The organism is Microbacterium sp. TWP3-1-2b2 (genome assembly GCF_049896145.1).
Lineage (GTDB): Bacteria > Actinomycetota > Actinomycetes > Actinomycetales > Microbacteriaceae > Microbacterium.
The window spans coordinates 1,156,358-1,181,549 of the sequence record NZ_JAFCTS010000001.1; the positions used below are offsets into that span (position 1 = coordinate 1,156,358).

Here is a 25,192-nt window from a genome sequence, read left to right on the forward strand (position 1 = left end):
GCGGGATGTCCGACACCTCAGCAAGGATCACAGGTCTCGACGGACTCAGAGGGTTCGCCTCGCTCGCCGTCGTCCTCTACCACCTCTCTCTCATCGCGAGGCCGGAGCTGAGCGAGACGACCTGGGCGTGGCTGACGCAGAGTCCGCTCAAGCTGTTGTTTCCCGGTACAGAGTCAGTGCTCGTCTTCTTCGCACTTTCCGGACTCGTCGTCGCCCTGCCTGCTCTGCGCCCCGACTTCGCGTGGAGCCGCTACTACCCGGCGCGCCTGATGCGGCTGTACCTGCCCGTCTTCGGAGCGTTGATCTTCGCGACCGTCCTGATCGTCGCCATTCCTCGCGATCCCGCTTCCATGCCCAGCGGTTCGTGGCTGCGTGATGCCCAGGCCACGTCGGTCACGCCTTTCTCGTTCCTGGCGGAGGCATCTCTGCTGCCGTCGTCCTACGACATCGACAATGTGCTGTGGTCGTTGCGTTGGGAGCTCTTCTTCTCTCTTTTGCTCCCTCTGTTCGTGTGGCTCGCCATCCGCTGTCGTCGCGCGAGCCCGTACCTGGCCGCCGGCGCGGGTCTCGCCACGATCGCGGGACGGATCCTCGAGATCGATGCGCTCGTGTACTTCCCGGTGTTCCTCCTCGGGACGCTTGTCGCGATCAATCTCGACAGCATCCGCGCGTTCGCGCAGCGCCAACGCAATCGCATGCTCTGGCCGGCTTTGGCCGTGCTCTCGGGCGGCCTGCTCATCGCCAGCTGGCTGGCACGGCCGATCCTCGACGACGGCTCCGAGCTCGCGACCGACGTACTGTGGGGTCTTGCGGGCGTCGGCGCAACACTCATCGTCCTGCTCGTGATCGTGTGGCCTGTCCTGCGCCGCGCATGTGAACGTCCGACAGCAATCTGGTTGGGAAGAATCTCGTTCAGCCTGTACCTGGTGCACGCGCCGGTCCTCGGCACCCTGGGCTATCTGCTCGGGCTGGAGCGCTGGTGGCTGGTGTGCCTGATCGGTCTGCCCGTGTCACTCGGGATCTCCGCACTGTTCTACCGGTGGGTCGAGCGTCCGTCGCACCTCCTTGCGCGACGAATCGGCAGCTACGCCGCGCAGCGCGCCGACGCCCGCGCGGGATGATCAGCACCCGCCTCGGATCAGCGCCCTGTCATCCACTGCACCCGCCGCCGCACGACACCCGCGCGCCGGCGCAGCCGCACCGGCAGCGGCTGCTCTCGTGCGGACGCGATCCTCTTCGCGTCGAATGCCGCACGCAACTCGCGCGACCACTGACGCGTGACCGCCACGTCGGAGAACTCGGCGGCTCGAGCCATCGCACGAACCCTGATCGCCTCGACCCTGTGCGCGGGCATGGATTGAAGTTCCACGATGCGCTGAGCCATCAACGCGACATCCCCCTCGGGGATGAGGAAGCCGTCCAGCCCGTCGTGGATCATGTCTGCAGGGCCGTACCGGATGTCGTAGGCGATTGGAATGCAACCCGCTGCCATGCTCTCCACGAGAACGAGTGGGAGTCCCTCTGACGTGGAGGTCAGAAGGCTGAAACCCGCGTGCTGGAACGCTGTGCGGGCATCAGGGTCGAACCCACGGAATCGGACGTGCGCCTCGAGGCCGAGCGCCGCGACACGCGTGCGGATCTCGTTCTCGCGTGGACCGTCTCCGAACAGGTCGAGGCTTATCCGCTGGTCGGTGCCCCTCGCCTGCGCGACGGCGTCCACTGCGTGCTTCAGACGCTTGCGGGATTCGAGCGAGGCGATGACGACGCCGAGGGCATCTGAACGCGGAGAACCGGATGGCGGGAGGAACTCGACCTCATTCGGGATGGCACGGATCCTGGCGGCGACCCCCTCAGCGGCGAGGTCGTCGACGAGGTCAGACCTCTGGCGCTGCGTGAGCACCACGATGTCATCGAAGTCTCCGGCACGGCGCAGCACGGACGCACGCGATGATCGCAGCGAGCCCGCGCGTCCACGCACTCGGTGGGATGCATGCACGATGTGGACGGTCGTGACGTTCTCTCTTCGGTATCCGGCGACCGAGCGAGCAGCGGTCTTCGAGTCGACCAGCAGGTAGCTCGTCTTGCCCGACGTCAGGCGGTCGAACCACCATCGGTAGAGGCCCCAGCTCGACTTCCACGAGCGGATCGGCGTGCCGTCCTCCGCGTAGACAACGATGCGCCGAGCTGGATCATCCGCACGTTCCGTGGCGAGAAGACTGCCGTCGCGGCGGAAGCGATCCACAGCGATCGGCCGTCCGTCCACTCCGAGGCGCTGCCTGGACAGGATCACCCCGTCCCATTCGGACACGACGTCATCGACCGCGGGAACGAGCAGTTCCACCGGCTCGGGAGTCGAGCCCCTCGGCTTCGGTGGACGCTGACGCAGCTCGTCCCAGAGATTGCGGATCCTGAGTCCGTCGATCAGCTCGCCCGACTCGAGAAGGCGTGCGGAGAGTTCCGGATAGTCGGGTCGATCGTCGAGCGTGAGGATGTCGACATCGACGCCGCCGATCCGTGTGAACGATCGGGAGCGCCGCAGCATGGCATTGGTCATGCCGCCGTAGTGCTCACCGATTCCCCAAGTCAGGGCGAAGTGTCTGCCGTGTGGAAGACGTGAATCTGCGCGCATCATCAAAGCGACGATAGGCGGTCAGCATTCGCCCCGCCTGTGGGCCTGCTGTGCGGAGGCTGGAAGCGACGCGGCTCAGCCGAAGAGCGCGGCGGCCTCGTCGTAGCGGTAGCGCGGGACGGTGTTGAGTTCACCGAGCGCCTCTTCGAACGGCACGCGAACGATGTCGGTGCCCTTCATGGCCACCATCTGGCCCCAGGCGCCCTCCATGATCGCGTCTGCGGCATGCAGGCCGAGACGTGTGGCGAGCACGCGGTCGAAGCCTGAGGGCGAGCCGCCTCGCTGGATGTGGCCGAGGATGGTGGCTCTGGTCTCGATGCCGGTGATCCGCTCGATCGCCGGTGCGAGCTGGTCGCCGATGCCACCGAGGCGGGGGCGGTTGAAGGCATCGAGGCCCTTGTCGCTGAACGCCTCATCCATGCCCTCGAGCTTGAAGCCCTCTGAGACCACGACGAGGGGCGCGCGGCCGCGATCGTGAGCGCTGGTCACGAGTTCGGCGATCTCGTCGATCGACATGGGCACCTCAGGGATGCAGATGACGTGGGCGCCGGCGGCCATTCCCGCGTGCAGCGCGATCCATCCGACATGGCGCCCCATGACCTCCGCAACCATGCACCGCTGGTGAGAGTCTCCGGTGGTGCGAAGACGGTCCATCGCGTCGGTGGCGATGTTCACGGCGGTGTCGAATCCGAACGAGTAGTCCGTGGCACGCAGATCGTTGTCGATCGTCTTGGGCACACCCAAGACATTCAGGCCGTCCTTTGCGAGGCGATCGGCAGCTGCGAGGGTGCCTTCGCCGCCGATCGCGACGATGCCGTCGATCTTGTGGCCGTAGAGGGTCTTCGCGATGTTCTCGGCGCCGCCGCGCTCGCCTTCATAAGGATTGGTGCGGCTGGTCCCCAGAATCGTCCCACCGATCTTCGAGAGTCCCTTGACCTCGTGGCGAGTGAGCGGCATGAAATCGCCCTCGACGACACCACGCCATCCGTCGCGGATGCCGACGAACTCGAGGTCGTACGAGGTCGTGCCCTTGAGCACTATGCCGCGGATGACCGCGTTGAGGCCGGGGCAGTCGCCGCCGCTGGTGAGGATGCCGATCTTCATGCTGGTGCCTTCGGACGTTTCGGGAGGGGGACGGGCGACACTGCCTGCTCTCGACCCTAGTGCGCATCACGGGTGGATGCCATTCAGAGGCGGCGAAAAGCGGGGATCTTGCGCGCCGGTATGCACCTATTCGCCATTCTTCAGACGGCGCTGCCGATATGCCTCGGAATCACCCTCAAGAACGGCGATTCTTTCGAACCGCACCGACGAGCTTCAGTCGCTGAGCGCCTGCCTCAGCAGGTGCATGAGCGCCGACAGTTGCACGGACTCGCTCGCCGTCGCCTCCGCGGCCTCGCCGTCCAGAGCGCGAGCCGCGAGGCCCTGTTTCTGGTCGATGAGTTCGGCGATCTTCGTGTCGATGGTGTGAGCGGCGATGATCCGCCACGCGGTGACCGGCTCGTCCTGCCCGATACGGTGCACGCGGTCGATGGCCTGCGTCTGCTCGGCAGCCGTCCAGCTCAGTTCCGCCAGCACGACGTTGGACGCCGCCTGCAGATTCAGACCGACGCCTGCCGCCGTGAGTGAACAGACCGCGATACCCACGCTCTCGTCGTCGTTGAAATCATCGATCGCCTGCTGACGCGCGGGGGTCGTCTGATCGCCGCGGATCGACACATATCGGATGCCGGAGGCTCTGAAGTGCGCCTCAGCCTGATCCATGACGTCGATGTGCTTGGCGAAGAAGACGACCTTGCCGACCGAACGCTGCAGCTGCGCCGCATAGTCGGCGGCGAGCTGGGCTTTCGCCTGCCCGATCTTGCGCACCATGGTGAAGACGTTGTCTCCTCCTGTGCCTGCGGCCTTCGACTCTTCCAACTCGTTGTGGGCGACGAGACGGACGATGTCCTCGTCGATCTCCCCCGGCTCGAGTCCGCGATCTCCACGCGCCTGGACGATGCGACGGTACTTGGCCGCGAGGCGCTCACCCAGCTCGCGTTCGGCCTGACGGATACCGCGACCGAACTCGTCATCCAACTGCACAGGCAGATCTGCGACGAGCTTGTCCGGGAGGTCTGCTGCGACGTCCTTCTTCTTGCGGCGGACGATGCCCATCGAGATCACCGCATCACGGGCTTCGGCGTAGAACGACTTGTCCGCCGGCGTGAGGCCGGTTGCATCCAGCTTCTGCATCAGCTCGGGGCCGGGCTTGTCCCCGGTGGTCCAGCCGAGGAAGCGCCAGATCGCGTCGAAGTCCTCGACGTCGTTGATCAGAGGCGTACCGGTGAGGGCCATCATGAGCGGGTCGTGAGTGCGCTCGCGTATGCGGGATGCAAGTGCCAGCACGTTCTGCGAACGCTGGGAGGAGAGGTTCTTGATGAAGTGCGCCTCATCGACGACCATGCCCTTCAGGCCGATCGAGCTGAGCCACGACAGGTGCCGGTCGAGGATCTCGTAGTTCACGATGAACACGTCTGCGAATGCGTCGATGTCCGCGCCGTCGCCCTGGATGACCGTGGCTCTGCGCTGCGGCGTCCATCGTTCGACCTCGCGCGCCCAGTTCATCTTGACGACGTTCGGGACGACGACGAGCAGCGGGTAGGCATCGGCGAGCGACGCTGCGAGAACGGATTGTGCCGTCTTGCCGAGGCCTGGTTCGTCGGCGAGCAGGAAGCTGCGGTGCCCATGACGCACGGCTTCGAGGAACCGTGATTGGTGCACCATGACCTCGAGGCCCTTGGGCGAGATGTGATCGTACTCGGGTGTCGGTGGGAGCTCCATGCTCGCGGAGGACCCACCCGCCCCGGTCTCGAACGCCTTGTAGAGCGGCCCCATGAGTTCCCAGTCGTCCAGCCTGCGCCGCGGCGCGGTCGGCTGTCGAGGCGTCAGATCGGGCGCGAGGAACGGATTGGCGAGTTGCCTGGATTCGACCGCTGGCGGGGTCACCTGACGCTCGGCGAGTGCCGCAGGCACGACCGGTGCCTGCACCGGAGCGATGTCGGTGATGATGAGCTCTTCCGGCGCGAGTTCAGCGCCGGATTCGAGCAGCCAGTCGCGACGCATGCGCTTCGCCACCGGGCTGGTGGCTGAGTCGGCCTCCAGCAGCTGAATCAGAGACGTGTCGCGTGCGGCCGTCTTGGCGAGGATCGTCGCGACACCGTCGAGCCGCTTGAGCAGTTCGGCGCGCGTCGAATCGGTGAACGCGGCATCCGCCTTCACTCTCGCCCGCTCTTCGCGCACGAGGAACGCGATCACCTGGAACTTCACCCGGTTGGTGGGTCCGAGCTTGCCGCGCTGTGCCTTGGCCTCGATCTCGCGCACCTTGCGCGCGAGGATCGGAATCAGCGGGGCCTCGTCATCACGACGGGACGTCTTCTTTCGCCGCGTAGCGGCGGTTGCCGTAGTCGGCATGCTCCTCCTGAGCGTGAGTACCGAACCGCCAGAACAAGCGATTCGTGCCGTACGAGTCGTCCGCGTGTGGCGCCAGCCAGGACGGTGCGAACGTTGTGCGGTCATCCTCGTGGCGCCGATGTGGCGCTCCGCTGAAGAAGACCTGCTCACAGTTTACGTCATTGCGGCGCATTCTCCGCCTGCACCCGGGTGTGCCTCGCGGTCCGGCGCATCAACAGTATCGCCGATGAGATCACGACGACGAATACGAACGACAATGCAGTGAATGCGAACCAGTTCGAATCGAGGGCCAGCACCACACCGGCGGATACGACCGTGAGTCCTGCAGCGGCGAGCTTGCCACCGAACTTCAGCCTGTGCGCCGGCCCGAACGCCGTCGCCACCCCGCTGCGCGCCAGCAGCATGTCGGCGAACGCGTCGAGTGCGGTCAGCAGCGCTGCGGCGTACGCCATGGCACACCCCAGCGCGCCCCACAGGTTCGGCGCTTTCGGTGCTTCCGCAGCGACGAGCATGATCTCCCAAGGACTCACGGCGCAAGCGTAGCGCCCACGACGCCGGAGCGGAATGCCCCCGAGCTACGCGCGCACCTCGCCCGTCAGAAGGGCCCGCGCTGCCACCACATCCGCCGACATCTGCGCCATGAGCGCCTCGATGCCCTCGAACGCGACCATGCCGCGCAGGCGCTCGGTGAATTCGACGGTGACATCGTGCCCGTACAGATCGAGCGAGTCCTCGTCGAGCACGTGCGCCTCGACTTGACGCACCAAGACGTCATGGAAGGTCGGGTTGGTGCCCACGGAGACGGCCGCCGGGTATCGCACGTCGGTGTCATGATCCACAAGCCACCCCGCATACACACCGTCAGCGGGAACGAGCGCGTCGACGATCTCAGACAGGTTCGCAGTCGGGAAGCCGAGCTCACGTCCGCGCTTGAGCCCGTGAACGACCTCGCCTCGCACGTCGACCGGGCGTCCGAGCACCTCGCCGGCGGCGCGCACGTCGCCAGCCGCCAGCAGTTCCCGAATCCAGCTGGACGACACCCGGCGCTCGGAGTCATCCAGGTACACGTCCTCCACGACATCGACGGTGAATCCGTACGTCGGCCCGAGCTCTCGCAACAGCTCCGGGGTACCCGCTCCCCCGCGTCCGAAGCGGAAATCGCGGCCGACGAGCACCGTGGACACGTGCAGCGCCGACACCAGGATCTCCTCGACGAACTGCTCGGGCGTCCGGGAGGCGAGAGCACGATCGAAAGTCAGCAACAGGGTCGCATCGAGCCCGAGCTCGCCGAGCAGCGCGAGCTTGCGCTCCACCGAGACCACGTTCTCGGGACAGATCTCGGGGCGAAGCAGCGCCAGAGGGTTGCGGTCGAAGGTGACTGCGACAGCACGCGCTCCGGATGCCGCGGCATCCGCCTTCAGACGTTCGATGACCGCCCGGTGTCCGGCGTGCACACCGTCGAACTTGCCGATCGCGACGGCCGATGGACCGAACTCTGCCGGCACCTCGTTCGTGTCGCGGAAGACGATCACGCCGTCACCTCTGCCGTACGGACCGCCTCGACGGGACGGTGCGTGCGCAGCCACCAGATGCCGAACATCGGGAGGACGAGCGGGATGAAGAGGTAGCCACGGCCGAACACGGACCAGACCGAGTCGTGCTGGAACAGCTCGGGCACGGCGAGGCTCAAGCTGCCCACCACCAGGACGCCGACCAGCTCGAAGACGATCGCGACCCAGGCGATCGTGTACCAGCCGCGTCGTCCGGCGAGCACCAGCGCCAGAGTCGCGAGGATGTACACGGCGGCGGCGATCGCCGAAAGCGTGTAAGCGAGCGGCGCCTCGTCGAACTTGCGCACGATCTGCACGAAGCTGCGGCCGGTGGCAGCCAGCGCCATCACGGCGTAGACGATGACGAGAACGCGGCCGATGCCGGTAATCCGAGTGCGGGTTGCGGTGATGCTCATAGCATCCTCCATCCTAAGCGCCGGAGCCGTGCTCGAGCGGCGCAGGCTCAGGCGACCTGAACGGTCCAGATCACCTGCATCCGCCAGAGCATGATCGCGACCGCGAGCGCGACGACGCCGAGGATGACCGTGCTCCAGCGGCTGCGCTCCAGCAGCGCCCAGGTCACGCCCCCGATCGGCAGCAGCGCGGCGGAGACAAGATACACCCAGAACTCCAGCGGATCTCCGGAGGGTGGATTGCCGGTCAACGGCGCGACGATCGCCATGATGATCTGCACGATGAGCAGTGCCTCGACCAGGGCGAGTGCGCCCACCGAGAAGTCGCTGGGGCGTCGTCCTGCCAGGCCCGCGACTGCGCAGAAGAGTCCGGCCGCGATGGCGACGACGATCTGGAGCGTCGTGAACCACAGAATCATCGGGAAGCCTCCGGCATGTTCATGACGCTCTTGAGATCGCCGCCGCGCTTCTCGACGATCCCGACCAACGAAGCGTCGGGGGCGATCGCCGCAGCGAGGTCGCCGTCGAGCCTGGCCGCCTGGTTCGCCAGACGCTTGCCGTGCCGCAGGTCGCGCGCGTCGTCTTCGGTGACCTCCAGCGGCTGCAGCACGGCCGATGCCGCGGCGGCGGGTGTCATCGTCTTCGCGTCTGCAAGCGCATCGATCTCGACAGCATCCGCGACGTCGAAGGGGCCGATCCGCGTGCGCCGAAGCGCGGTGAGATGTCCTCCGATGCCCAGCGCGTCCCCGAGGTCACGGGCGAGTGCCCGGATGTACGTTCCGGACGAACAATCCACCACGACGTCGAGATCGACGAATCCATCGCCGCGGCGCTCGTCGACGATGTCGAATCGCGAGACCGTGACCGTGCGCGCCTTGAGTTCCACCTGCTCACCCGCGCGTACGAGATCGTAGGCGCGACGACCGTCGACCTTGATGGCGGACACCGCGCTGGGGATCTGGGATATCTCACCCGTGAGCGCGGCGATCCCCATCCGGATCTGCTCCCCCGTCACCGCGTCCACGACGACACGGTCCGACGCGCGGATGATCTCGCCCTCTGCATCGTCCGTGCCCGTCGCCTGCCCCAGCCGGATCGTCGCCAGGTAGGTCTTGTCGGCGCCGACCACGAACGTGAGCAGCCGGGTGGCGCCCTCGATACCGAGCACCAGGAGACCGGTCGCCATCGGATCCAGCGTGCCTGCGTGCCCGACCTTGCGTGTCCCGAACGCCTTGCGCGTTCGCGCGACCACGTCATGACTGGTCAGCCCACCGGGCTTGTCGACGAGGAGGATGCCTGGGGTGACCATCACCCCAGCTTATCGATGGCACCGCGGGCGCCCGAACGCTGCCCTCCGGGGAACCGCCCGCGGGACTCCGCATAGGCTAGCGAGGTGCCCGCGACCTCGACGCCCTCATCGCAACTGTCTTCGGTGCTCGCGGACTGGTATCGCTCACGGGCGCGGGATCTCCCGTGGCGACGACCCGAGTTCCATGCGCAGTTCGGTGCGTGGGGCACGCTGGTCAGCGAATTCATGCTGCAGCAGACGCCCGTCAGCCGCGTCATCCCTCACCTGGAAGCCTGGCTGGAGCGATGGCCGACGCCGACTGCCATGTCCGTCGCGTCGCCGGCCGATGTCGTCCAGCAGTGGGCGAATCTGGGATACCCTCGTCGCGCACTCTGGCTGCACCGTGCCGCGATCGAGATCACCGACCGTCACGGTGGCGAGGTCCCACGGGACGTCGACGCACTGCTCGAACTGTCCGGAATCGGGGACTACACCGCACGGGCCGTAGCCACGTTCGCCTTCGGCGATCGGCACCCGGTCGTCGACACCAACACGCGCCGGGTGCTCGCCCGGGCGTTCGATGGCCGGTCTCAACCGCGGCCGGCCGCGCGGCGCGATCTCGTGATGATGCAGGAGCTGCTCCCGGATGCTGATGACGACTCCGCCGTCTTCAACGCGGCCATGATGGAGCTCGGCGCCACGGTGTGCACATCGCGCTCTCCGAAGTGCGGAAACTGTCCGATAGCGACGCGATGCGCGTGGCTTTCGTCCGGGTTCCCGGACACGGGAGATGAGCGCCGCAGACAAGCACGCTACGAAGGCTCTGATCGTCAGGCACGCGGCGCTGTGCTGAAGGCGCTGCGCGATTCGGATGCCGGCGAGCTGCCGATCGATTCGGTCATCCACGACTGGGTGGACTCCGTGCAGCGTGACCGCGCGATCGACTCGCTCATCGCAGACGGACTGGCCGAGGCATCGGAGCACCTGCTCCGACTGCCGCGCTGATCAGCGGTGGATCACTGCTGATCGTCGTCTTCGGCGCGCACGTACGGGTCGGCCTCGCCGGCGTGCGTGGCAGATGACGCGAGCCTGGCCACCTCGGCATCGCGCTCCTGCGCCTGCCGGAGCAGAGCCGTGATGTTGTCGGCGTTCTCAGGGAGCGCGTCGGGGATGAACTCCAGCGTCGGCACCAGGCGGGTGCTGAGCTGCTTGCCCACCTCGCTGCGCAGCATTCCGGTCGCAGACGCGAGTGCAGCAGCGCTCGACTCTCGTTCTTCATCCGTCCCGAGGACGGTGTAGAAGGCCGATGCGTGCTGCAGGTCACCGGAGACTCGGACGTCGGTGATCGTGACGAACCCCAGTCGTGGGTCGCGCAGTCCCTTCTCGAGACGCTCCGCCAAGATGACGCGAATGCGATCCGCGAGACGCGCCTGTCGTTCTCCAGCCATTTCCTTCTTCTTCCGTGTGACGAATGAGGGGCGCCCGAAGGCGCCCCTCATATTTGATCAGATCAGCCGCGAGGCTTCTCGACCATTTCAGTTGTCTCGATCTCGTCGCCGATCTGGATGTCGTTGAACTTTCCGAGTCCGATACCGGCCTCGTAGTCCGTGCGAACCTCGGTGACATCATCCTTGAATCGGCGCAGCGACTCGATGGCGAGGCCATCGGCGAGCACGACACCGTCGCGGATGATACGGGCCTTGGCGTTGCGCGTGATCGTTCCCGATCGCACGATGACACCGGCGATGTTGCCGAACTTCGAGGAGCGGAACACCTCGCGCACCTCGGCGACACCGGACTGGATCTCTTCGAACTCCGGCTTGAGCATGCCCTTCAGCGAGCTCTCGATCTCGTCGATCGCGGAGTAGATGACCGAGTAGAACCGAACATCCACGCCCTCACGCGCCGCAGCCTCACGGGCCTTGGGGTCGGGGCGGACGTTGAAACCGACGATGATCGCGTTGTCGATCGTCGCCAGGTTCACATCCGACTCGGTGACCGCTCCCACACCACGGTGGATGATGCGCAGCTGCACGGTGTCGTCGACCTCGATCTTGAGCAGCGACTCCTCCAGCGCCTCGACGGCACCGGAGACGTCACCCTTGATGATGAGGTTGAGCGTCTCGACCTTGCCCTCTTCGAGTGCGCGGGTGAAGTCCTCGAGCGAGATGCGCTTGCGGGCCTTGGCCAGCAGGGCGTTGCGCTCGACTGCTTCACGCTTCTCAGCGATCTGGCGTGCCATGCGGTCTTCCTCGGTGACGATGAAGACATCGCCGGCGCGCGGGACGGAGTTGAGACCCTGCACCTGCACCGGACGCGACGGCGCTGCCTCTTCGACAGCCTCGCCGTTCTCGTCGAGCATCGCGCGGACACGGCCGTATGCAGTGCCTGCGACGATCGAGTCGCCGACACGCAGTGTTCCGGACTGGATGAGCACCGTGGCGATCGAACCGCGGCCCTTGTCGAGCTTCGCCTCGATGGCGACGCCACGAGCGGACTTGTTCGGGTTCGCTGTCAGGTCGAGGCCAGCGTCAGCGGCGAGCAGCACGGCGTCCAGAAGTTCCTGGATGCCGGTACCTGCACGTGCGGAGACGTCGACGAACATGACGTCTCCGCCATACTCCTCTGCGACCAGACCGTACTCGGTCAACTGCTGGCGCACCTTCGCAGGGTTCGCGTCCGGCTTGTCGACCTTGTTCACCGCGACCACGATCGGCACGTTCGCCGCCTGGGCGTGGTTCAGCGCCTCGACCGTCTGCGGCATGATGCCGTCGTCGGCCGCGACCACCAGGATCGCAAGGTCGGTGACCTGCGCACCACGGGCACGCATGGCGGTGAACGCCTCGTGACCAGGGGTGTCGATGAAGGTGATGGCGCGCTCGTGGCCCTCGTGCTCGGTCCAGACCTGGTATGCACCGATGTGCTGAGTGATGCCTCCGGCCTCACCCTCGATGACGTTGGTCTGGCGGATCGCGTCGAGAAGACGGGTCTTACCGTGGTCGACGTGTCCCATGACCGTGACCACGGGCGGACGGATCTCGAGGTCGTCCTCGCTCTCCTCTTCCAGCTCCTTGGCGAGATCGAGCCCGAAGCCCTCGAGGAGCTCCTTGTCCTCGTCCTCGGGCGAGACCATCTGGATCTTGTAGCCCAGCTCCTCACCGAGTACCTCGAAGGTCGCCTCATCCAGCGACTCGGTGGCCGTGGCCATCTCGCCGAGGTTGAAGAGGATCGTCACGAGGGTTCCCGGCTGCACGGTGTAGCCGGTCAGCGTCTCGATCTTGTCAGCGAAATCAGCGATCGATGCGCCGCGGCGCATGCGGATGATCTCTCCGTTGCCGCGGGTGACGTTGACGCCACCGACGACCGGAGCCGACCGCATTTCGAATTCCTGCCGCTTCGCCCTACGGGACTTGCGCTGCTTGGACTTGCCGCCTCCCTTACCGAAGGCGCCTGCGGTTCCACCGCCGGGTCCACGACCACGACCACCGCCGCCACCTGGGCGACCGGCGAAGCCGCCACCAGGACGAGCGCCGGGGCCACCGCCTGGTGCGCCTGCACCGCCGGGGCGACCGGGACCACCTGAGCGCTGCTGGAACGGTGCGCCACCTGGACGGCCGCCCTGACCGGTGCGCGGGGCACCCGGACGAGGAGAGCCGGGACGCGGAGCGCCGGGGCGAGGTGCACCGGGGCGAGGAGCCTGCGGACGCGGGATGTTCCCCGGCGTCGGGCGCTGGCCCATGCCCTGCGCTGACGCGAAGGGGTTGTTACCGGGACGCGGGCCGGCTGGACGCTGACCCATGCCCTGATTGGAGGCGAAGGGGTTGTTGCCAGGACGCGGTGCGCCCGGCTTCGGTGCGCCCTTATCTGCTGCTGGCTTGTCTCCTGCGGGTGCCGACTGCTGTTCAGCGGCCGGTGCCGCCGGTGCTTCTGGAGCTGCCGGTGCTTCTGCGACCGGAGCCTCTTCGATCTTCGCCTCTGGTGCCGGCTTCGGACCGGGCTTGGGCCCCGGTGTCGGCGCCTTCGGACCGGGCTTGGCCGCACCGGACTTCGCAGCGGCGGGCTTCGCAGCAGCAGGCTTCTCTTCAGCCTTGGGCTTGGCAGCATTGTCTGCCTCGATGGCCGCGCGGAGCTTGCGAGCCACGGGGGGCTCGATGGTCGACGAAGGGCTCTTGACGAACTCGCCGAGCTCCTTCAGCTTTGCGAGCGCGAACTTGCTGTCGACGCCGAGCTCAGCGGCAATCTCGTGTACACGTGGTTTGGCAGCCACAATTCTCCTGTCTGGGTCGGTCTACCCAGGCAGGGCAGACCACTAGTTGCGGACGGGTCTCATTTCGAGCCGTTCACTTTGTTTCCATAGCCATTCAGCCGTTTCTCGATGGTCTGCGTGTCCAATGGTTCGGACACACGGAGGGCTCGTGCGAAAGCGCGGCGCCGCAGCGCGGCTTCCATGCAGTCCTGCGTCGGATGCATCCATGCGCCCCTCCCTGCCATCACTGCGCGCTCATCGATGATGAGGACGCTGTCGTTGGCCACCACTCTGAGTAGAGCGGACCGGGAAGCACGCATGCGACAACCGACGCATGTTCGTACGGGTTCCATCTTACACCGCGCCGCTGGGTGGCAACTCCGCGACCTCCCGGTCAGTCGAGGATGCTGTCGGGCTGGATGTCGATCTTCGCGCCGGTGAGCTTGGCGGCGAGTCGGGCGTTCTGACCTTCCTTGCCGATCGCGAGCGAAAGCTGGTAGTCCGGCACCAGGGCTCGCACGGCCTTGGTGTTCGCATCCAGCACGAATGAGCTCGTGACCTTGGCCGGCGACAGCGCATGGGCGACGAAGGTGGCCAGATCGGCGTCGTAATCGACGATGTCGATCTTCTCCCCCGCCAGCTCCTCCGTGACAGCCCGGACACGGCGACCGAGCTCGCCGATGCAGGCGCCCTTCGCGTTGATCGAGGGATCGTTGGCCTTGACGGCGATCTTGGTGCGGTGGCCGGCCTCCCGAGCGAGCGAGATGATCTCGACGAGCCCTCCGGCGATCTCGGGTACCTCGAGCGCGAACAGCTTGCGCACGAGGCCGGGATGTGTGCGCGACACCGTGATCTGGGGGCCTTTGAGGCCCTTCGCGACCGCGGTGACGTAGACGCGCAGGCGCGAGCCGTGAGCGTAGTCCTCGCCCGGAACCTGCTCTTCGGGCGGGAGGATGGCCTCGACGCTGCCGAGATCCACGTGGATCATGCGCGGGTTCGGGCCCTGCTGGATGACGCCGGCGACGATGTCGCCTTCCTTGGCCTTGAACTCTCCGAGAACGGCCTCGTCCGCGATGTCGCGCAGACGCTGACTGATGACCTGCTTGGCGGCGAACGCCCCGATACGACCGAAGTCGTCGGGTGTCGCGTCCTCTTCGCCGATGACGGCGCCGTCCTCGTCCTTGACGGGCTGGAGAACGGCCACGTGACCGGTCTTACGGTCTAGTTCGACACGAACCCCTTCAGGGATCACGCCTTCTTCCGAGACGTGCTTGCCGTATGCCGTGAGAACGGCCTGCTCGATGATCGCGACGAGTTCGTCGAAGGGAATCGCCTTCTCCTTCTCGATCCCGCGCAGCAGCCCCAGTTCGATGTCCATTACGGCCTCCCTATTCAGCTCTCGTCGCGCAGGTTCGCACGCGCGACATCCGTACAACGATACCCCTTGTGCACTGTTCGATGCCACGACGGCAGTCGCACCGATGCAGGCGGGATCGCAGGACGAGCCGGGTCGGTCGGCGGTATGCGATGGGCGGTCGCCGCGAGTTCCGGCGACCGCCCGTCGTCTCACCTCACGCGCGGTAGGTCTGCACGACAGCCGGTCGAGGCGCGTTCGACACATCGCCGGGTGCGCTCGAGCCGTAGTCGGGGAAGAGCGAGTTGGGAGCCTCGAAGGTGCCGTCCTCTCCCGGGTGCTGCACAGCGACGAAGACCAGGCCCTCCTTGTCGTGGATGACCGGCCCACAGGTCTCGGCATCCCGCGGCACGGCGAGGAACTGCTGAACGTGGCCTCGCTCTGTCCCGGTGAGCGGCACCTTGAAAAGACCGTCCGCGCGGCCGATCGTGCTGGGAGCGCCGTCCGTCGAGATCCACAGGTTGCCCTCTGAATCGAACGCGACGTTGTCTGGGCACGAGATCGGCGACACCAGTTCCTTCGGGAAGCCGGCGAAGTACGCGTTCTCGAAGGTGGCAGGATCACCGCACAGAAGCAGAACGCTCCAGCCGAACGTCGTGCCGGCCTGTCCTGCCGTCTCGGTGAGCTCGATGACGTGACCGTAGCGGTTGCCGGTGACGGGGTTCGCCTCGTCCACGTCGCGGCGACCCGAGTTGTTCGTGAGGGCGACGTAGACCTTGCCGGTGAGCGGGTTCGGCTCGACGTCCTCCGGACGGTCCATCTTGGTGGCACCGACGGCGTCGGCCGCAAGGCGGGTGTACACCAGCACCTGCTCCGTGGTGAATCCGGGGACGACGCTCTTGCCGCGCTGAGTCAACGGTACCCAGATGCCTGTGCCGTCGAAGGCGCCGTCGGAGGGAAGTGCACCGGTGCCGGTGACCTCGGCGGCAGGCGAGTTGCCGCTGAACTTCGCGACGTAGAGGTCGCCCTCACTGAGCAGGTTCAGGTTCTTCTTACGAGATCCGGAGATGCGGTTCTTCGAGACGAACTTGTAGAGATAGTCGTTTCGCTCGTCGTCGCCCATGTAGGCGACGACGCGGCCGTCCTGTGCGACATGGACGTTCGCTCCCTCATGCTTGAGCCGGCCCATCGCGGTGTGCTTCCGCGGTGTGGAGGTCGGGTCCTGTGGGTCGATCTCGACGATGTATCCGAAGCGGTTCGGTTCGTTGACGTAGTCGGGGTTGTGCGCATCGAAGCGGGGGTCGTACGCCTCCCAGCCTGTCGACGTGGACGTCGTGCTCGAACTGGAGTAGCGCTTCTGCTCTGCCGTGTCCGCAGCCCAGGCGAAGTAGCCGTTGAAGTTCTCCTCGCCGGAGAGGACGGTGCCCCACGGCGTCGTACCGCCCGCGCAGTTGCCGAGCGTTCCGTGGACCCAGCGCCCCTCCGGGTCGGCTGCGGTCTTGACGAGATCGGAGCCGGCGGCAGGACCGGTGAGTTCGAACACCGTCTCGACGGTGATGCGGCGGTTGCGGCGGCCGTCCACGACGTACGCCCATGGCTCACCGACCTTGCGTCGTTCGATGTCCACGACAGACATGCCCTGTGCGGCCTTGTAGATGTCGCCACGGCGCTGCAGCTCTGCGGCGTCGGCAGTGGCGGGGAACATCAGGTTCGGGTTCACGTACTCGTGGTTGTTCACCAGCACGCCGGTCTTGCCGCTCGGGTCGGGGATGATGTCGAGGTAGTCGCTGTTGTAGCCGAACTGCCCGCCCTGCGCCTCAGCGCTCTGACCGAGAATGTCGAAAGCTGGTGTCTTCGAGAACAGCGGGTCTCCCCAGCGGATCAACGGACGCCAGGTGTATCCCTCCGGCACCGTGAATGCGTCGACGTCTGCGGGCACAGAGGCGATCGGCCCGAAGGAGAGCCCGGCAGTGCCCGGCTTACCGGTCGAGACTCCGAGGCCTCCGACACCGGCAGCGCCCGGTGCCGACACCGGGGCGGTGCGGTCGACCCCGACCGCGATCGCGACGGCAGCTGCGGCACCGAGACCGAAAAGCGCTCGACGGGAGAACACCGCTGAGGCTATGGAGCGGAAGTCCTGGTTCGCGGACGTGTTGCATTCCGGACCGAGGCACGCGTTCGCGCACTTCAGTTCACAGGTGACGGCGGAGCGCTTGCCGCGCACGTGGTCGGCCATGGGGAGCGGGCGGCGGATGTTGTCTGCGACGGTCATCGAATCCTCCTCGTCGGGGTGCTCCGCGTCAGCATCCTCGTCCTATATGGCCGATGAGTGAACGGCTACTGAACCACTGCTGCTCGCCGCGCTCAGCAGGAGATGGACATCTCGTTCGTCGCCGATGGGCCACTCGATGTCGACTCAATGGCCACCAGCCGGCAACCCCGGCGCACGAGTGTGACCGAGTCACCCTCGCGATCCCGGCTCAGTACGTGTCGATCGCCGTCCTCGCTCCCCTCTCCATTCGAAGGATCATCCGTTGCTCTCCTCACGATCTCGCTCCTTGCGTCGCGCCCGCCTCGCGGCTCGATGTACAGCCGGCGCTCTCGCAGTCGGCCTCACCTCGAGCCTGCTGTTGGCGTCGGCAGTGCCCGCTTCCGCGCAGTCCTCGGTCGAGGACGACGCCGACCTGGCGTCGCGCTTCACGCTCGCCGTCCTGCCCGATACACAGTTCTATTCGCGTTACTCCGCAGAGCAGTTCCAACCCCGATACGGCACAGATCCGTTCGCCACTCAGACGCAATGGATCGCAGAGAATGCAGAAGCACTGCATATCCCCTTCACCGCTCACGTCGGCGACGTCGTCGATCGCGCCACGGTCGAGGGCGAGTGGCAGGCCGCAGACAACGCCATCAGCAATCTGGAAGAGGCCGGCCAGTCGTACTCGATCCTCACGGGCAATCACGACGTCCTCGACAGCAGCGATGACCTGGTCGACACCGACTACGACCTGAGCGCCGAGCCGTTCCTGAAATGGTTCGGGACGGAGCGCGCAGCCGCTGATCCTTCGTATCGAGGCAGCGATCCGACCGGTTTCAGCAGGTACCACGTCTTCGAGGCCGAGGGCCAGCAGTTCATGGTGCTGACACTCCCCTGGCGAGTTTCCGATGCCACCCTCGCCTGGGCGGATGCCGTCATGGCGGAGCATCCGACGTTGCCGGTGATCCTCACCAGCCACGAGGTGCTGAACATCGAAGCCGACGGCGAGACACCGCGCGAGACCGAGTACGGGATGATGCTCTGGGACAAGCTCATCGCCGGAAACGACCAGATCTTCCTCACGTTCAACGGCCATTTCCACGGCGCGTCGCGTCTGACGAAGACCAACGACTTCGGCCACGACGTGCACGAGGTATTGATCGACTATCAGATGGCGTACGAGGGCGGCAACGGCTACCTCGGCCTGCTCGAGTTCGACCTGACCAACGGTCAGATCAACGCGCAGACGGCTTCGCCGTGGGTGGTGTCGAAGCCTCAGGAGACGCTCACCAGCTACGACCAGCCGCTGCTCGAAGGCGCTCAACAGCAGTACAGCATCGGCATCGACTTCGCTGAGCGGTTCGCCGGGTTCAATCCGACGTTCGGTCACGGCATCACACCTGACGAGCCCTCTCTGACGCAGCGTGCCAGAGACATCCTCCTTGACGGCTTCGACGGGCCTGACCCGATAGCCACCGAGCGCCCGAGTGACGAGCGCGACTTCGTCGAAGCGACCGGTACCGTCGCGCACTGGCGATTCAACGGTCTCGACGACGGCGTGGTCGACGCGGACACCATCGTCGAAGACGTCGCCGGCGACAACGACCTGCGACGAGTCGACCCTGCCGCCACCAACGCCGTCGGCGCCGAATGGGCGGATGTGACAGTCGAGAGCACCGATGTGCACGGGTTCTCGTCCGATGCCGCCGCAGTCTGCTTCGCCGACTCCTCGGCGACGAGGTACAGCTACCTCACCACCGCCGCCGACGCCGCGATCAACGATGTCGATCTCACGAACGGCTACACGATCGAGACTTTCGTGAAGTTGGATGCTGACTGGACAGCAGAGCAGAACGGCTGGTCCAAGGCGCTGGTGCGCACCGGCAACCGCTCCTGGACGGACATGCCGCCAAGCCAATGGGATTACACGGCATCGCCGACGGCGCTGGGCATATCGAACCTGCGCGAGTTCCAGTACTCCACACTCCCGGCGGATGCGGCGAAGGGGGACCGCGTCAACTGGTCTGGCGAGATCATGACCGGAAGCTGGTCCCACGTCGCGATCGTGAACGACCCGGACTCGCATGCCACGACGATGTACGTCGACGGCGCGCCCGTTCTCCGCAATGCGGTGGACACCGTTGGGATGACCTGGAACGAAGGGATGCCGTGGATTCTCGGGGCGGACTGGGTCGATGACGCCGCACGCAACGGCTGGCACGGATGCATCGGCGAGACGCGCATCATCGACCGGGCGACCACCCCGGCCGAATGGTTGACGCAGCGCGCGGATCTGAGCGGACTGCAGATCACGTCGGCTCCCGCAGGCGTGTTGCCTGCCGGAACGGAATCTGCGACCTTCAGCGGGGCCGGTTTCCCCGGCGCCGACGTCGTCGCGTCGACGTCGGAAGCGGCCACCGCGGATGCAGTGGCCGCTGTCGCTGCTGCACCGCAGGCCGCCACGACGATCGTGAACGCCGATGGCCGCTGGACGCTGACCCTCGCGGGGCTCTCCGCCGGCTCCTACGAAGCCCAGCTCACGCAGTCGCTCGGTATGCGTACCGCGGCTCCTATCGCGGCACGCTTCTCGATCGCTGCGGTCGCCACACCCACACCGACGGACCCCGGTGACGGGGACGGCGACGGCGGTGGAGCGGGCTCGGGTCCGGGTTCGGGGTCGGATTCAGGATCGGGCTCGGGAGGCACCGCCGATGGCACACTGCCTGCCACGGGCCTCGATCAGAACCTCTTGATGTCTCTGCTCGCGTCGGGTGGTGCATTGCTGGTAGTCGGCGCGACGATCGCCATCCGTGCACGGCGAGGCAGACGCGGCTGACCGACGGAAGACGGACACGATCGCCTGCCCGCGCCTCGGCGGGGCAGGCGATCTTCGTGCTTGCTTCAGCCGGCGGAGTCGAGAGCGTTGATCGCGTCGATGAGGCGGTAGAGACCGCCGACCTCGCGCTGACGCAGGCGCAGGCGCAGCCTGGGCAGGTCCACCCGGTCGTGGTCGGCCTGTTCGATCGGGAGTGCGCCGACCAGTTCGATTCGCCCCTCGACCAGCAGCGAAGCGAACTCGGCGTTCAAGGCCTCGACCTCGGCATCGGTCGGCGTGCTCTTCAGACGCAGGACGAGCACGTCGCCCACCCAGCGCAAAGAGTCGTAGTTGCGCCAGAATCCGGTGATCTCTGCGACGGCTTCCTCAGCGGAATCCGTGACGAGCACTCGGTCGAAGTCGTCGGCGGAGATGACCGCTGCGGGGATCAGGCTCTCGACGATGAACCGCTCGAGGCCCTTCCAGAACGTGCCGCCCGGTTCGTCGAGCAGAACGATCGGCATGGGCTCCGCCTTGCCGGTCTGCTGCAACGTCAGCAGTTCGAACATCTCGTCCAAGGTCCCGAACCCACCAGGAAGGCAGATGAAGCCGGTGGACTCCTTCACGAGCATGAGCTTGCGCGTGAAGAAGTACTTCATCTCCACACGGTGCGTGTCGTTCGCCACGACGGCGTCCGGCTTCTCCTCGAACGGGAGACGGATGGAGACGCCGAGTGCCATCTGCTCGCCTGCCCCCTCGGCCGCTGCCTGCATGATGCCGGGACCAGCACCCGTGACGACCATCCAGCCGCGCTCCGCGAGCACGGACGCCACAGAGCGCGCCTGCACGTAGAGCGGATCGTCCTGGGTCGTGCGGGCCGATCCGAACACCGTGACCTTCGGAACACCCGCATACGGCTGGAAGAGACGGAATGCATCGCGCATCTCCACGAGCGCCGCCGACGCGATCTTCAGATCGAGTCGCTCAGTGTCTTCCTGACCGAGCAGGATGCTGGTGCTGAGCATTCTGCGGATCAGCGCCCGGTTGGTCGTGATCCCCGCGTCAGCCATGATCGTATCGACTGCGGCATGGAGCTCGTCGGGCTGTGCGTCGCTCATGTCAGCGACTCAACCGCTCGATCGCGTCGTCCAGAGAGAGCGCATCGCGCTCTCCGCTGCGACGGTCCCACAGCTCGACCTGCCCGTCAGCAGCGCCACGGCCGATGACGAGCACACGAGGGATGCCGACGAGCTCGGCGTCGCCGAACTTCACTCCGGGCGAGACCTTCGGCCGATCGTCGTAGAGAACGTCGAGTCCGCGGGCCTCGAGAGTCGCAGAGGCCTTCTCGGCGACGTCGTAGGCGATCTGGTCGCGTCCGGCCGCCACGACGTGCACGTCGAACGGCGAGACGGAGGCCGGCCAGATGAGGCCCTTGTCGTCGTTGTTGAGCTCGGCGATGATCGCGAGGATGCGGGTGATGCCGATGCCGTACGAGCCCATCGTGACGGTGACGAGCTTGCCGTTCTCGTTGAGAACCTTGAGGCCCAGTGCCTCCGCATACTTGCGGCCGAGCTGGAACACGTGGCCGATCTCCATGCCGCGGGCGAGCGAGACAGGACCGGAGCCGTCGGGGGCCGGATCACCGTCACGGACGTTCGCGATCTCGACGATGCCGTCTGCTTCGAAATCGCGGCCGGCGATGACAGTGTGGGCGTGCTTCTGGTCGATGTTCGCGCCGGTGATCCAGCGGGTGCCCTCGGACACGCGAGGATCGACGAGGTAACGGATGCCGGTGGCCGACTCCTCGCCCAGCACGGCGCCGGTCGGTGACCAGGGTCCGATGTAGCCCTTCACGAGGAGCGGGTTGTTCTCGAAGTCGTCCTCCGTCGCGGTGGAGACCTCGGCAGGGGCGAAGGCGACCTCGGCGCGCTTCTCATCGACCTCACGGTCACCCGGGATGCCGACGATCACGAGTTCGCGCGTGCCATCAAGGTGGGTCAGCGCGAGGAAGACGTTCTTGAGCGTGTCGGCCGCGGTGTACTCCCCCTCGAGCGCTGCGTTCGAGTGCGCCACGAGCGTCTCGATCGTCGGAGTGTTCGGAGAGTCGAAGATCGTCGCGGCGGGGGCGTCATCGAACGGGACGGCGTCGGGGACAGCGGTCGTGAACGCTTCGACGTTGGCTGCGTAACCTGCGTCGTTGCGGACGAAGGTGTCTTCGCCGACAGGGGTCGGGTGCAGGAATTCCTCGCTGCGCGATCCTCCCATGGCACCGGCATCCGCCTGCACGATGACGTACTCGAGGCCGAGACGCTGGAAGATGCGCTCGTAGGCGTCGCGCTGCGCCATGTAGCTGACGTCGAGGCCCTCGTCGGAGGCGTCGAAGGAGTACGCATCCTTCATGGTGAACTCTCGGCCGCGAAGCAGACCTGCACGCGGACGTGCCTCGTCGCGGTACTTGTCCTGGATCTGGTAGATCGTCAGCGGCAGATCCTTGTACGAGGAGTACATGTCCTTCACGAGAAGAGTGAAGGCCTCTTCGTGGGTGGGAGCGAGAAGATAGTCGGCACCCTTGCGATCCTGCAGACGGAACAGCAGATCGCCGTACTCGTCCCAGCGCCCGGTGGCCTGGTACGGCTCACGCGGCATGAGGGCGGGGAAATGCACCTCTTGGGCACCCGCGTTCGCCATCTCCTCGCGAACGACGGTCTCGATCTTCGCCTTGACCTTCAGACCCAGCGGGAGCCAGGCGAAGATGCCTGCGGCCTGGCGCCGGATGTATCCGGCGCGCAGCAGCAGCCTGTGACCGATGACCTCCGCTTCAGCGGGGTCTTCACGGAGCGTGCGGAGGAAGAATTTCGAGAGACGAGTGACCACGCGTCAAGTCTAGTGACCGTGGTCACTCGTTCTCGGACTATCAGTTCAGTGCGCGCGTGCTGGCAGGGATGACGCCGTCTGCATACAGATCGATGGCGACGTCTTGCACGGCGGTGAGCCCGACCCGCTGGATCATCGGGCCGTACGAGATGCGTGCCACGCCGAGCGCTTCATACTCGGCAGCAGTCAGGGCACCGGGAACCCCGATGACGCTGATCTTGCGCTCACCGATCCCTTCGACGAGCTGGCGGGTGACATCGGCATCGAGAGGGCCGGGGATGAACACGCAGGTCGCGCCGACATCGAGGAACGCACGTCCGCGCTCGATGGCATCCGCGATGCTCGCCTCGACGGTGCGGTCGCCTCCGCGCACGAACGCGTCGGTGCGGGCGTTGAGGGCGAACAGCACGCCCTCAGCCTCGCCGGCCTTCACGATCGCCTCCATGACGGCGACCGACTCCGCGAGCGGCTTGAGGCGATCTTCGACGTTCGCGCCGACGATGCCGGCGGCGATCGCGAGTCGAGTGGTCTCCCCCGCGTCGTCGTAGCCGTCGTCGAGGTCGGCGGAGACGGGCAGCTCAGTGGATGCCGCGATCCGACCGACCATGTCGATCATGAGTTCGCGCGGAATCTGACCATCGGCGTAGCCGAAGGTCGCGGCGATCGAGTGTCCGGCGGTGGCGAGCGCGGTGGTCTGCGGAACCTCGGCGATCGCCTTCGCCGAGATCACATCCCACACGTTGACGACACGGAGGATCTCCGGTGCGTTGTAAAGGGCGACGAGCTTCTGGGCCTTGTCTGCAGCGGTCATGGCTCCACGCTAATGCCGCGGACGCGGACACGGGGCGGCTTAGGGTGAAGTCATGCCTCAGCGTCGATCACACATCGCCCCATCCGCCGTCGAGAGTGAACTCGCAGCCGCGCTCACCGCGCTGCGGGAGGACGTGGACGCGCCGACGGAGTTCTCGCCCGAGGCCATGGCCGAAGCCGAGTCGGCCACTGCGCCTGAACCCGATCTCGACCTGCGCGAGGTTCCGTTCGTCACGCTCGATCCGCTGGGGGCGAAAGACCTCGATCAGGCGATGCATCTCGCTCGTCGCGGCTCCGGTTTCGAGGTGCGATATGCCATCGCGGATGTTCCCGCATTCGTCGCACCTGGCGGAGCAGTGGATGCCGCGGCCCGCCAGCGCGGTCAGACACTGTATGCGGCGGACGGGTCGATCCCGTTGCATCCACGGGTCCTCAGTGAGGATCGCGCGTCTCTGCTGCCGGAGCAGGACCGGCCGGCTCTGGTGTGGACATTCGATCTGGATGACGCCGGCGTCGTGTCGGAGTTCCGGCTGGAGCGCGCGCTGATCCGTTCGCGCGCGCAGCTGGATTACGTGTCCGCCCAGGAAGCACTCGACCGTGGCGAAGAGTCACCCCTGTCGCTGCTTCCCGTGATCGGCGGATTGCGGCAGGAGCTCGAGGTGCAGCGTGGAGGTGCGAGTCTGAATCTTCCAGACTCAGAGGTGGTGCAGCGCGATGACGGCACGTACGACATCGACCGTCAGCATCCGCTGCCCCTGGAGGACTGGAACGCGCAGCTGTCGCTCATGACGGGGATGGCCGCGGCATCCCTCATGATCGATGCGAAGGTCGGCGTTCTGCGCACGATGCCCGAACCGGATGAGAAGGCGTTCACGGCGTTCCGTCTGCAGACCGAGGCGCTGGGACGCCCGTGGAAGGACGGCGAGTACGGGGCGTATCTACGGTCTCTCGATCGCGATGATCCCCTCACCCAGCCGGTACTGGAGGCAGCGGCGTCCTTGTTCCGTGGTGCGGGCTACGTGACGTTCGACGGGTCGGTCCCTGCCGACATCGAACAGGCCGCCATCGCGGCGCCGTATGCGCATGCCACGGCTCCGCTGCGGAGGCTCGTCGATCGTTGGGCACTGGCGATCTGCCTCGCGGTGTCGCGTGGTGAGGAGGTCCCGACTTGGTCGCGCGAGTCGCTGGACGAACTGCCTGCGCTGATGCAGGAATCGGGTCAGCGCGCCTCGCGCCTGGGCGCCGACACCATCAATCGCGTGGAGGCCGCCCTGCTCACGCCGCTGGTCGGGTCGATCGTCGAAGCCACGATCATCGAGGTTCGTGAAGACCGCGCCACGATTCAGATCGCCGAGCCCGCCGTGGCAGCATCCGCTCCCCTGCCCACCGGAGCGAGACCGGGTGACACGGTGTCGCTGCGGCTGGTGCGGGCCGACATCGGCAAGGGCGAAGTGGAGTTCACCGAGGCGGATGCCGCGGTGGCGGGCCGTTGACGGCCGACTGGCG

General features: G+C 66.3%; 20 protein-coding genes. 4 read left to right on the forward strand and 16 right to left on the reverse strand.

The genetic code is table 11. The annotated features are described in order from the left end of the window. Window positions 1-5 precede the first annotated feature (5 nt). On the forward strand, window positions 6-1,121 hold the full coding sequence (locus ACP7AR_RS05855; RefSeq protein WP_426183682.1) for an acyltransferase family protein: 1,116 nt from the start codon (window positions 6-8) through the stop codon (window positions 1,119-1,121). A 17-nt stretch (window positions 1,122-1,138) separates the two neighbouring features. Here ACP7AR_RS05855 and ACP7AR_RS05860 read toward each other — a convergent pair whose 3' ends face one another. From ACP7AR_RS05860 to truB, 8 genes are all read right to left on the reverse strand, one after another. Beyond that, a complete protein-coding gene (locus ACP7AR_RS05860) occupies window positions 1,139-2,632 on the reverse strand; it encodes a glycosyltransferase (protein WP_426183684.1) in 1,494 nt (497 codons plus the stop codon). Between the two features lie 72 nt (window positions 2,633-2,704). Then, window positions 2,705-3,733 carry a 6-phosphofructokinase gene (locus ACP7AR_RS05865; RefSeq protein ID WP_426183686.1) on the reverse strand — a complete coding sequence of 343 codons (1,029 nt, stop codon included), beginning with the start codon at window positions 3,731-3,733 and terminating at the stop codon, window positions 2,705-2,707. A gap of 213 nt (window positions 3,734-3,946) precedes the next feature. Beyond that, window positions 3,947-6,082 (reverse strand): DEAD/DEAH box helicase, encoded by a 2,136-nt coding sequence (locus tag ACP7AR_RS05870; protein WP_426183688.1) that lies wholly within the window; start codon window positions 6,080-6,082, stop codon window positions 3,947-3,949. Window positions 6,083-6,240: 158 nt separating this feature from the next. Further along, window positions 6,241-6,612: a hypothetical protein gene (locus ACP7AR_RS05875; RefSeq protein ID WP_426183690.1), complete on the reverse strand. Its 372-nt coding sequence runs from the start codon at window positions 6,610-6,612 to the stop codon at window positions 6,241-6,243. Window positions 6,613-6,657: 45 nt separating this feature from the next. Further along, on the reverse strand, window positions 6,658-7,614 hold the full coding sequence (locus tag ACP7AR_RS05880; protein ID WP_426183692.1) for a bifunctional riboflavin kinase/FAD synthetase: 957 nt from the start codon (window positions 7,612-7,614) through the stop codon (window positions 6,658-6,660). Next, window positions 7,611-8,048, reverse strand: coding sequence for a hypothetical protein (locus ACP7AR_RS05885; protein ID WP_426183693.1), 438 nt, complete (start codon window positions 8,046-8,048; stop codon window positions 7,611-7,613). The genes ACP7AR_RS05880 and ACP7AR_RS05885 overlap by 4 nt, the downstream gene beginning before the upstream one ends. A 47-nt stretch (window positions 8,049-8,095) precedes the next feature. Continuing rightward, entirely contained in the window at window positions 8,096-8,464 is a 369-nt protein-coding gene (locus ACP7AR_RS05890; protein ID WP_426183694.1) for a hypothetical protein, read from the reverse strand. Further along, window positions 8,461-9,354, reverse strand: coding sequence for a tRNA pseudouridine(55) synthase TruB (gene truB / locus ACP7AR_RS05895; protein ID WP_426183696.1), 894 nt, complete (start codon window positions 9,352-9,354; stop codon window positions 8,461-8,463). Before truB ends, ACP7AR_RS05890 begins: the two co-directional genes overlap by 4 nt. An 84-nt stretch (window positions 9,355-9,438) precedes the next feature. On the opposite strand from truB, the gene ACP7AR_RS05900 reads away from it, so the two are divergent. Further along, on the forward strand, window positions 9,439-10,338 hold the full coding sequence (locus tag ACP7AR_RS05900; protein WP_426183698.1) for an A/G-specific adenine glycosylase: 900 nt from the start codon (window positions 9,439-9,441) through the stop codon (window positions 10,336-10,338). 11 nt (window positions 10,339-10,349) lie between these two features. On the opposite strand, the gene rbfA is transcribed toward ACP7AR_RS05900, so the two are convergent. From rbfA to ACP7AR_RS05925, 5 genes are all read right to left on the reverse strand, one after another. Next, window positions 10,350-10,781, reverse strand: coding sequence for a 30S ribosome-binding factor RbfA (gene rbfA / locus ACP7AR_RS05905; protein ID WP_426183700.1), 432 nt, complete (start codon window positions 10,779-10,781; stop codon window positions 10,350-10,352). 62 nt (window positions 10,782-10,843) lie between these two features. Then, window positions 10,844-13,600 carry a translation initiation factor IF-2 gene (gene infB / locus ACP7AR_RS05910; protein WP_426183702.1) on the reverse strand — a complete coding sequence of 919 codons (2,757 nt, stop codon included), beginning with the start codon at window positions 13,598-13,600 and terminating at the stop codon, window positions 10,844-10,846. Between the two features lie 59 nt (window positions 13,601-13,659). Further along, window positions 13,660-13,932, reverse strand: coding sequence for a YlxR family protein (locus ACP7AR_RS05915; protein ID WP_426183704.1), 273 nt, complete (start codon window positions 13,930-13,932; stop codon window positions 13,660-13,662). A gap of 41 nt (window positions 13,933-13,973) precedes the next feature. Further along, a complete protein-coding gene (gene nusA, locus ACP7AR_RS05920) occupies window positions 13,974-14,957 on the reverse strand; it encodes a transcription termination factor NusA (protein ID WP_426183706.1) in 984 nt (327 codons plus the stop codon). 193 nt (window positions 14,958-15,150) lie between these two features. Further along, the gene (locus ACP7AR_RS05925; protein ID WP_426183708.1) at window positions 15,151-17,205 is read right to left on the reverse strand and encodes a PhoX family protein; all 2,055 of its coding nucleotides are present in this window, start codon (window positions 17,203-17,205) and stop codon (window positions 15,151-15,153) included. 262 nt (window positions 17,206-17,467) lie between these two features. Between ACP7AR_RS05925 and ACP7AR_RS05930 the strand changes: the two genes are divergently transcribed. Then, window positions 17,468-20,023, forward strand: coding sequence for a LamG-like jellyroll fold domain-containing protein (locus ACP7AR_RS05930; protein WP_426183710.1), 2,556 nt, complete (start codon window positions 17,468-17,470; stop codon window positions 20,021-20,023). A 65-nt stretch (window positions 20,024-20,088) separates the two neighbouring features. Here ACP7AR_RS05930 and ACP7AR_RS05935 read toward each other — a convergent pair whose 3' ends face one another. The 3 genes from ACP7AR_RS05935 to ACP7AR_RS05945 are packed head-to-tail and all read right to left on the reverse strand — an operon-like array spanning window position 20,089 to window position 23,687. Continuing rightward, a complete protein-coding gene (locus ACP7AR_RS05935) occupies window positions 20,089-21,120 on the reverse strand; it encodes a TIGR00730 family Rossman fold protein (protein WP_426183712.1) in 1,032 nt (343 codons plus the stop codon). Between the two features lies 1 nt (window position 21,121). Beyond that, entirely contained in the window at window positions 21,122-22,876 is a 1,755-nt protein-coding gene (locus tag ACP7AR_RS05940) for a proline--tRNA ligase (RefSeq protein ID WP_426183714.1), read from the reverse strand. A gap of 40 nt (window positions 22,877-22,916) precedes the next feature. Continuing rightward, window positions 22,917-23,687, reverse strand: a complete 771-nt coding sequence (locus tag ACP7AR_RS05945) for an isocitrate lyase/PEP mutase family protein (protein WP_426183716.1) — start codon at window positions 23,685-23,687, stop codon at window positions 22,917-22,919. A gap of 52 nt (window positions 23,688-23,739) precedes the next feature. Between ACP7AR_RS05945 and ACP7AR_RS05950 the strand changes: the two genes are divergently transcribed. Next, window positions 23,740-25,179 (forward strand): RNB domain-containing ribonuclease, encoded by a 1,440-nt coding sequence (locus ACP7AR_RS05950; RefSeq protein WP_426183718.1) that lies wholly within the window; start codon window positions 23,740-23,742, stop codon window positions 25,177-25,179. Window positions 25,180-25,192 lie beyond the last annotated feature (13 nt).

Excerpts from the sequence above, each read along its gene's own strand:
- ACP7AR_RS05855 (WP_426183682.1), top strand. The coding sequence starts at position 6 with ATGTCCGACACCTCAGCAAGGATCACAGGTCTCGACGGACTCAGAGGG.
- ACP7AR_RS05860 (WP_426183684.1), bottom strand. The coding sequence starts at position 2,632 with ATGATGCGCGCAGATTCACGTCTTCCACACGGCAGACACTTCGCCCTG.
- ACP7AR_RS05865 (WP_426183686.1), bottom strand. The coding sequence starts at position 3,733 with ATGAAGATCGGCATCCTCACCAGCGGCGGCGACTGCCCCGGCCTCAAC.
- ACP7AR_RS05870 (WP_426183688.1), bottom strand. The coding sequence starts at position 6,082 with ATGCCGACTACGGCAACCGCCGCTACGCGGCGAAAGAAGACGTCCCGT.
- ACP7AR_RS05885 (WP_426183693.1), bottom strand. The coding sequence starts at position 8,048 with ATGAGCATCACCGCAACCCGCACTCGGATTACCGGCATCGGCCGCGTT.
- ACP7AR_RS05890 (WP_426183694.1), bottom strand. The coding sequence starts at position 8,464 with ATGATTCTGTGGTTCACGACGCTCCAGATCGTCGTCGCCATCGCGGCC.
- truB (WP_426183696.1), bottom strand. The coding sequence starts at position 9,354 with ATGGTCACCCCAGGCATCCTCCTCGTCGACAAGCCCGGTGGGCTGACC.
- rbfA (WP_426183700.1), bottom strand. The coding sequence starts at position 10,781 with ATGGCTGGAGAACGACAGGCGCGTCTCGCGGATCGCATTCGCGTCATC.
- ACP7AR_RS05915 (WP_426183704.1), bottom strand. The coding sequence starts at position 13,932 with ATGGAACCCGTACGAACATGCGTCGGTTGTCGCATGCGTGCTTCCCGG.
- nusA (WP_426183706.1), bottom strand. The coding sequence starts at position 14,957 with ATGGACATCGAACTGGGGCTGCTGCGCGGGATCGAGAAGGAGAAGGCG.
- ACP7AR_RS05925 (WP_426183708.1), bottom strand. The coding sequence starts at position 17,205 with ATGACCGTCGCAGACAACATCCGCCGCCCGCTCCCCATGGCCGACCAC.
- ACP7AR_RS05935 (WP_426183712.1), bottom strand. The coding sequence starts at position 21,120 with ATGAGCGACGCACAGCCCGACGAGCTCCATGCCGCAGTCGATACGATC.
- ACP7AR_RS05945 (WP_426183716.1), bottom strand. The coding sequence starts at position 23,687 with ATGACCGCTGCAGACAAGGCCCAGAAGCTCGTCGCCCTTTACAACGCA.
- ACP7AR_RS05950 (WP_426183718.1), top strand. The coding sequence starts at position 23,740 with ATGCCTCAGCGTCGATCACACATCGCCCCATCCGCCGTCGAGAGTGAA.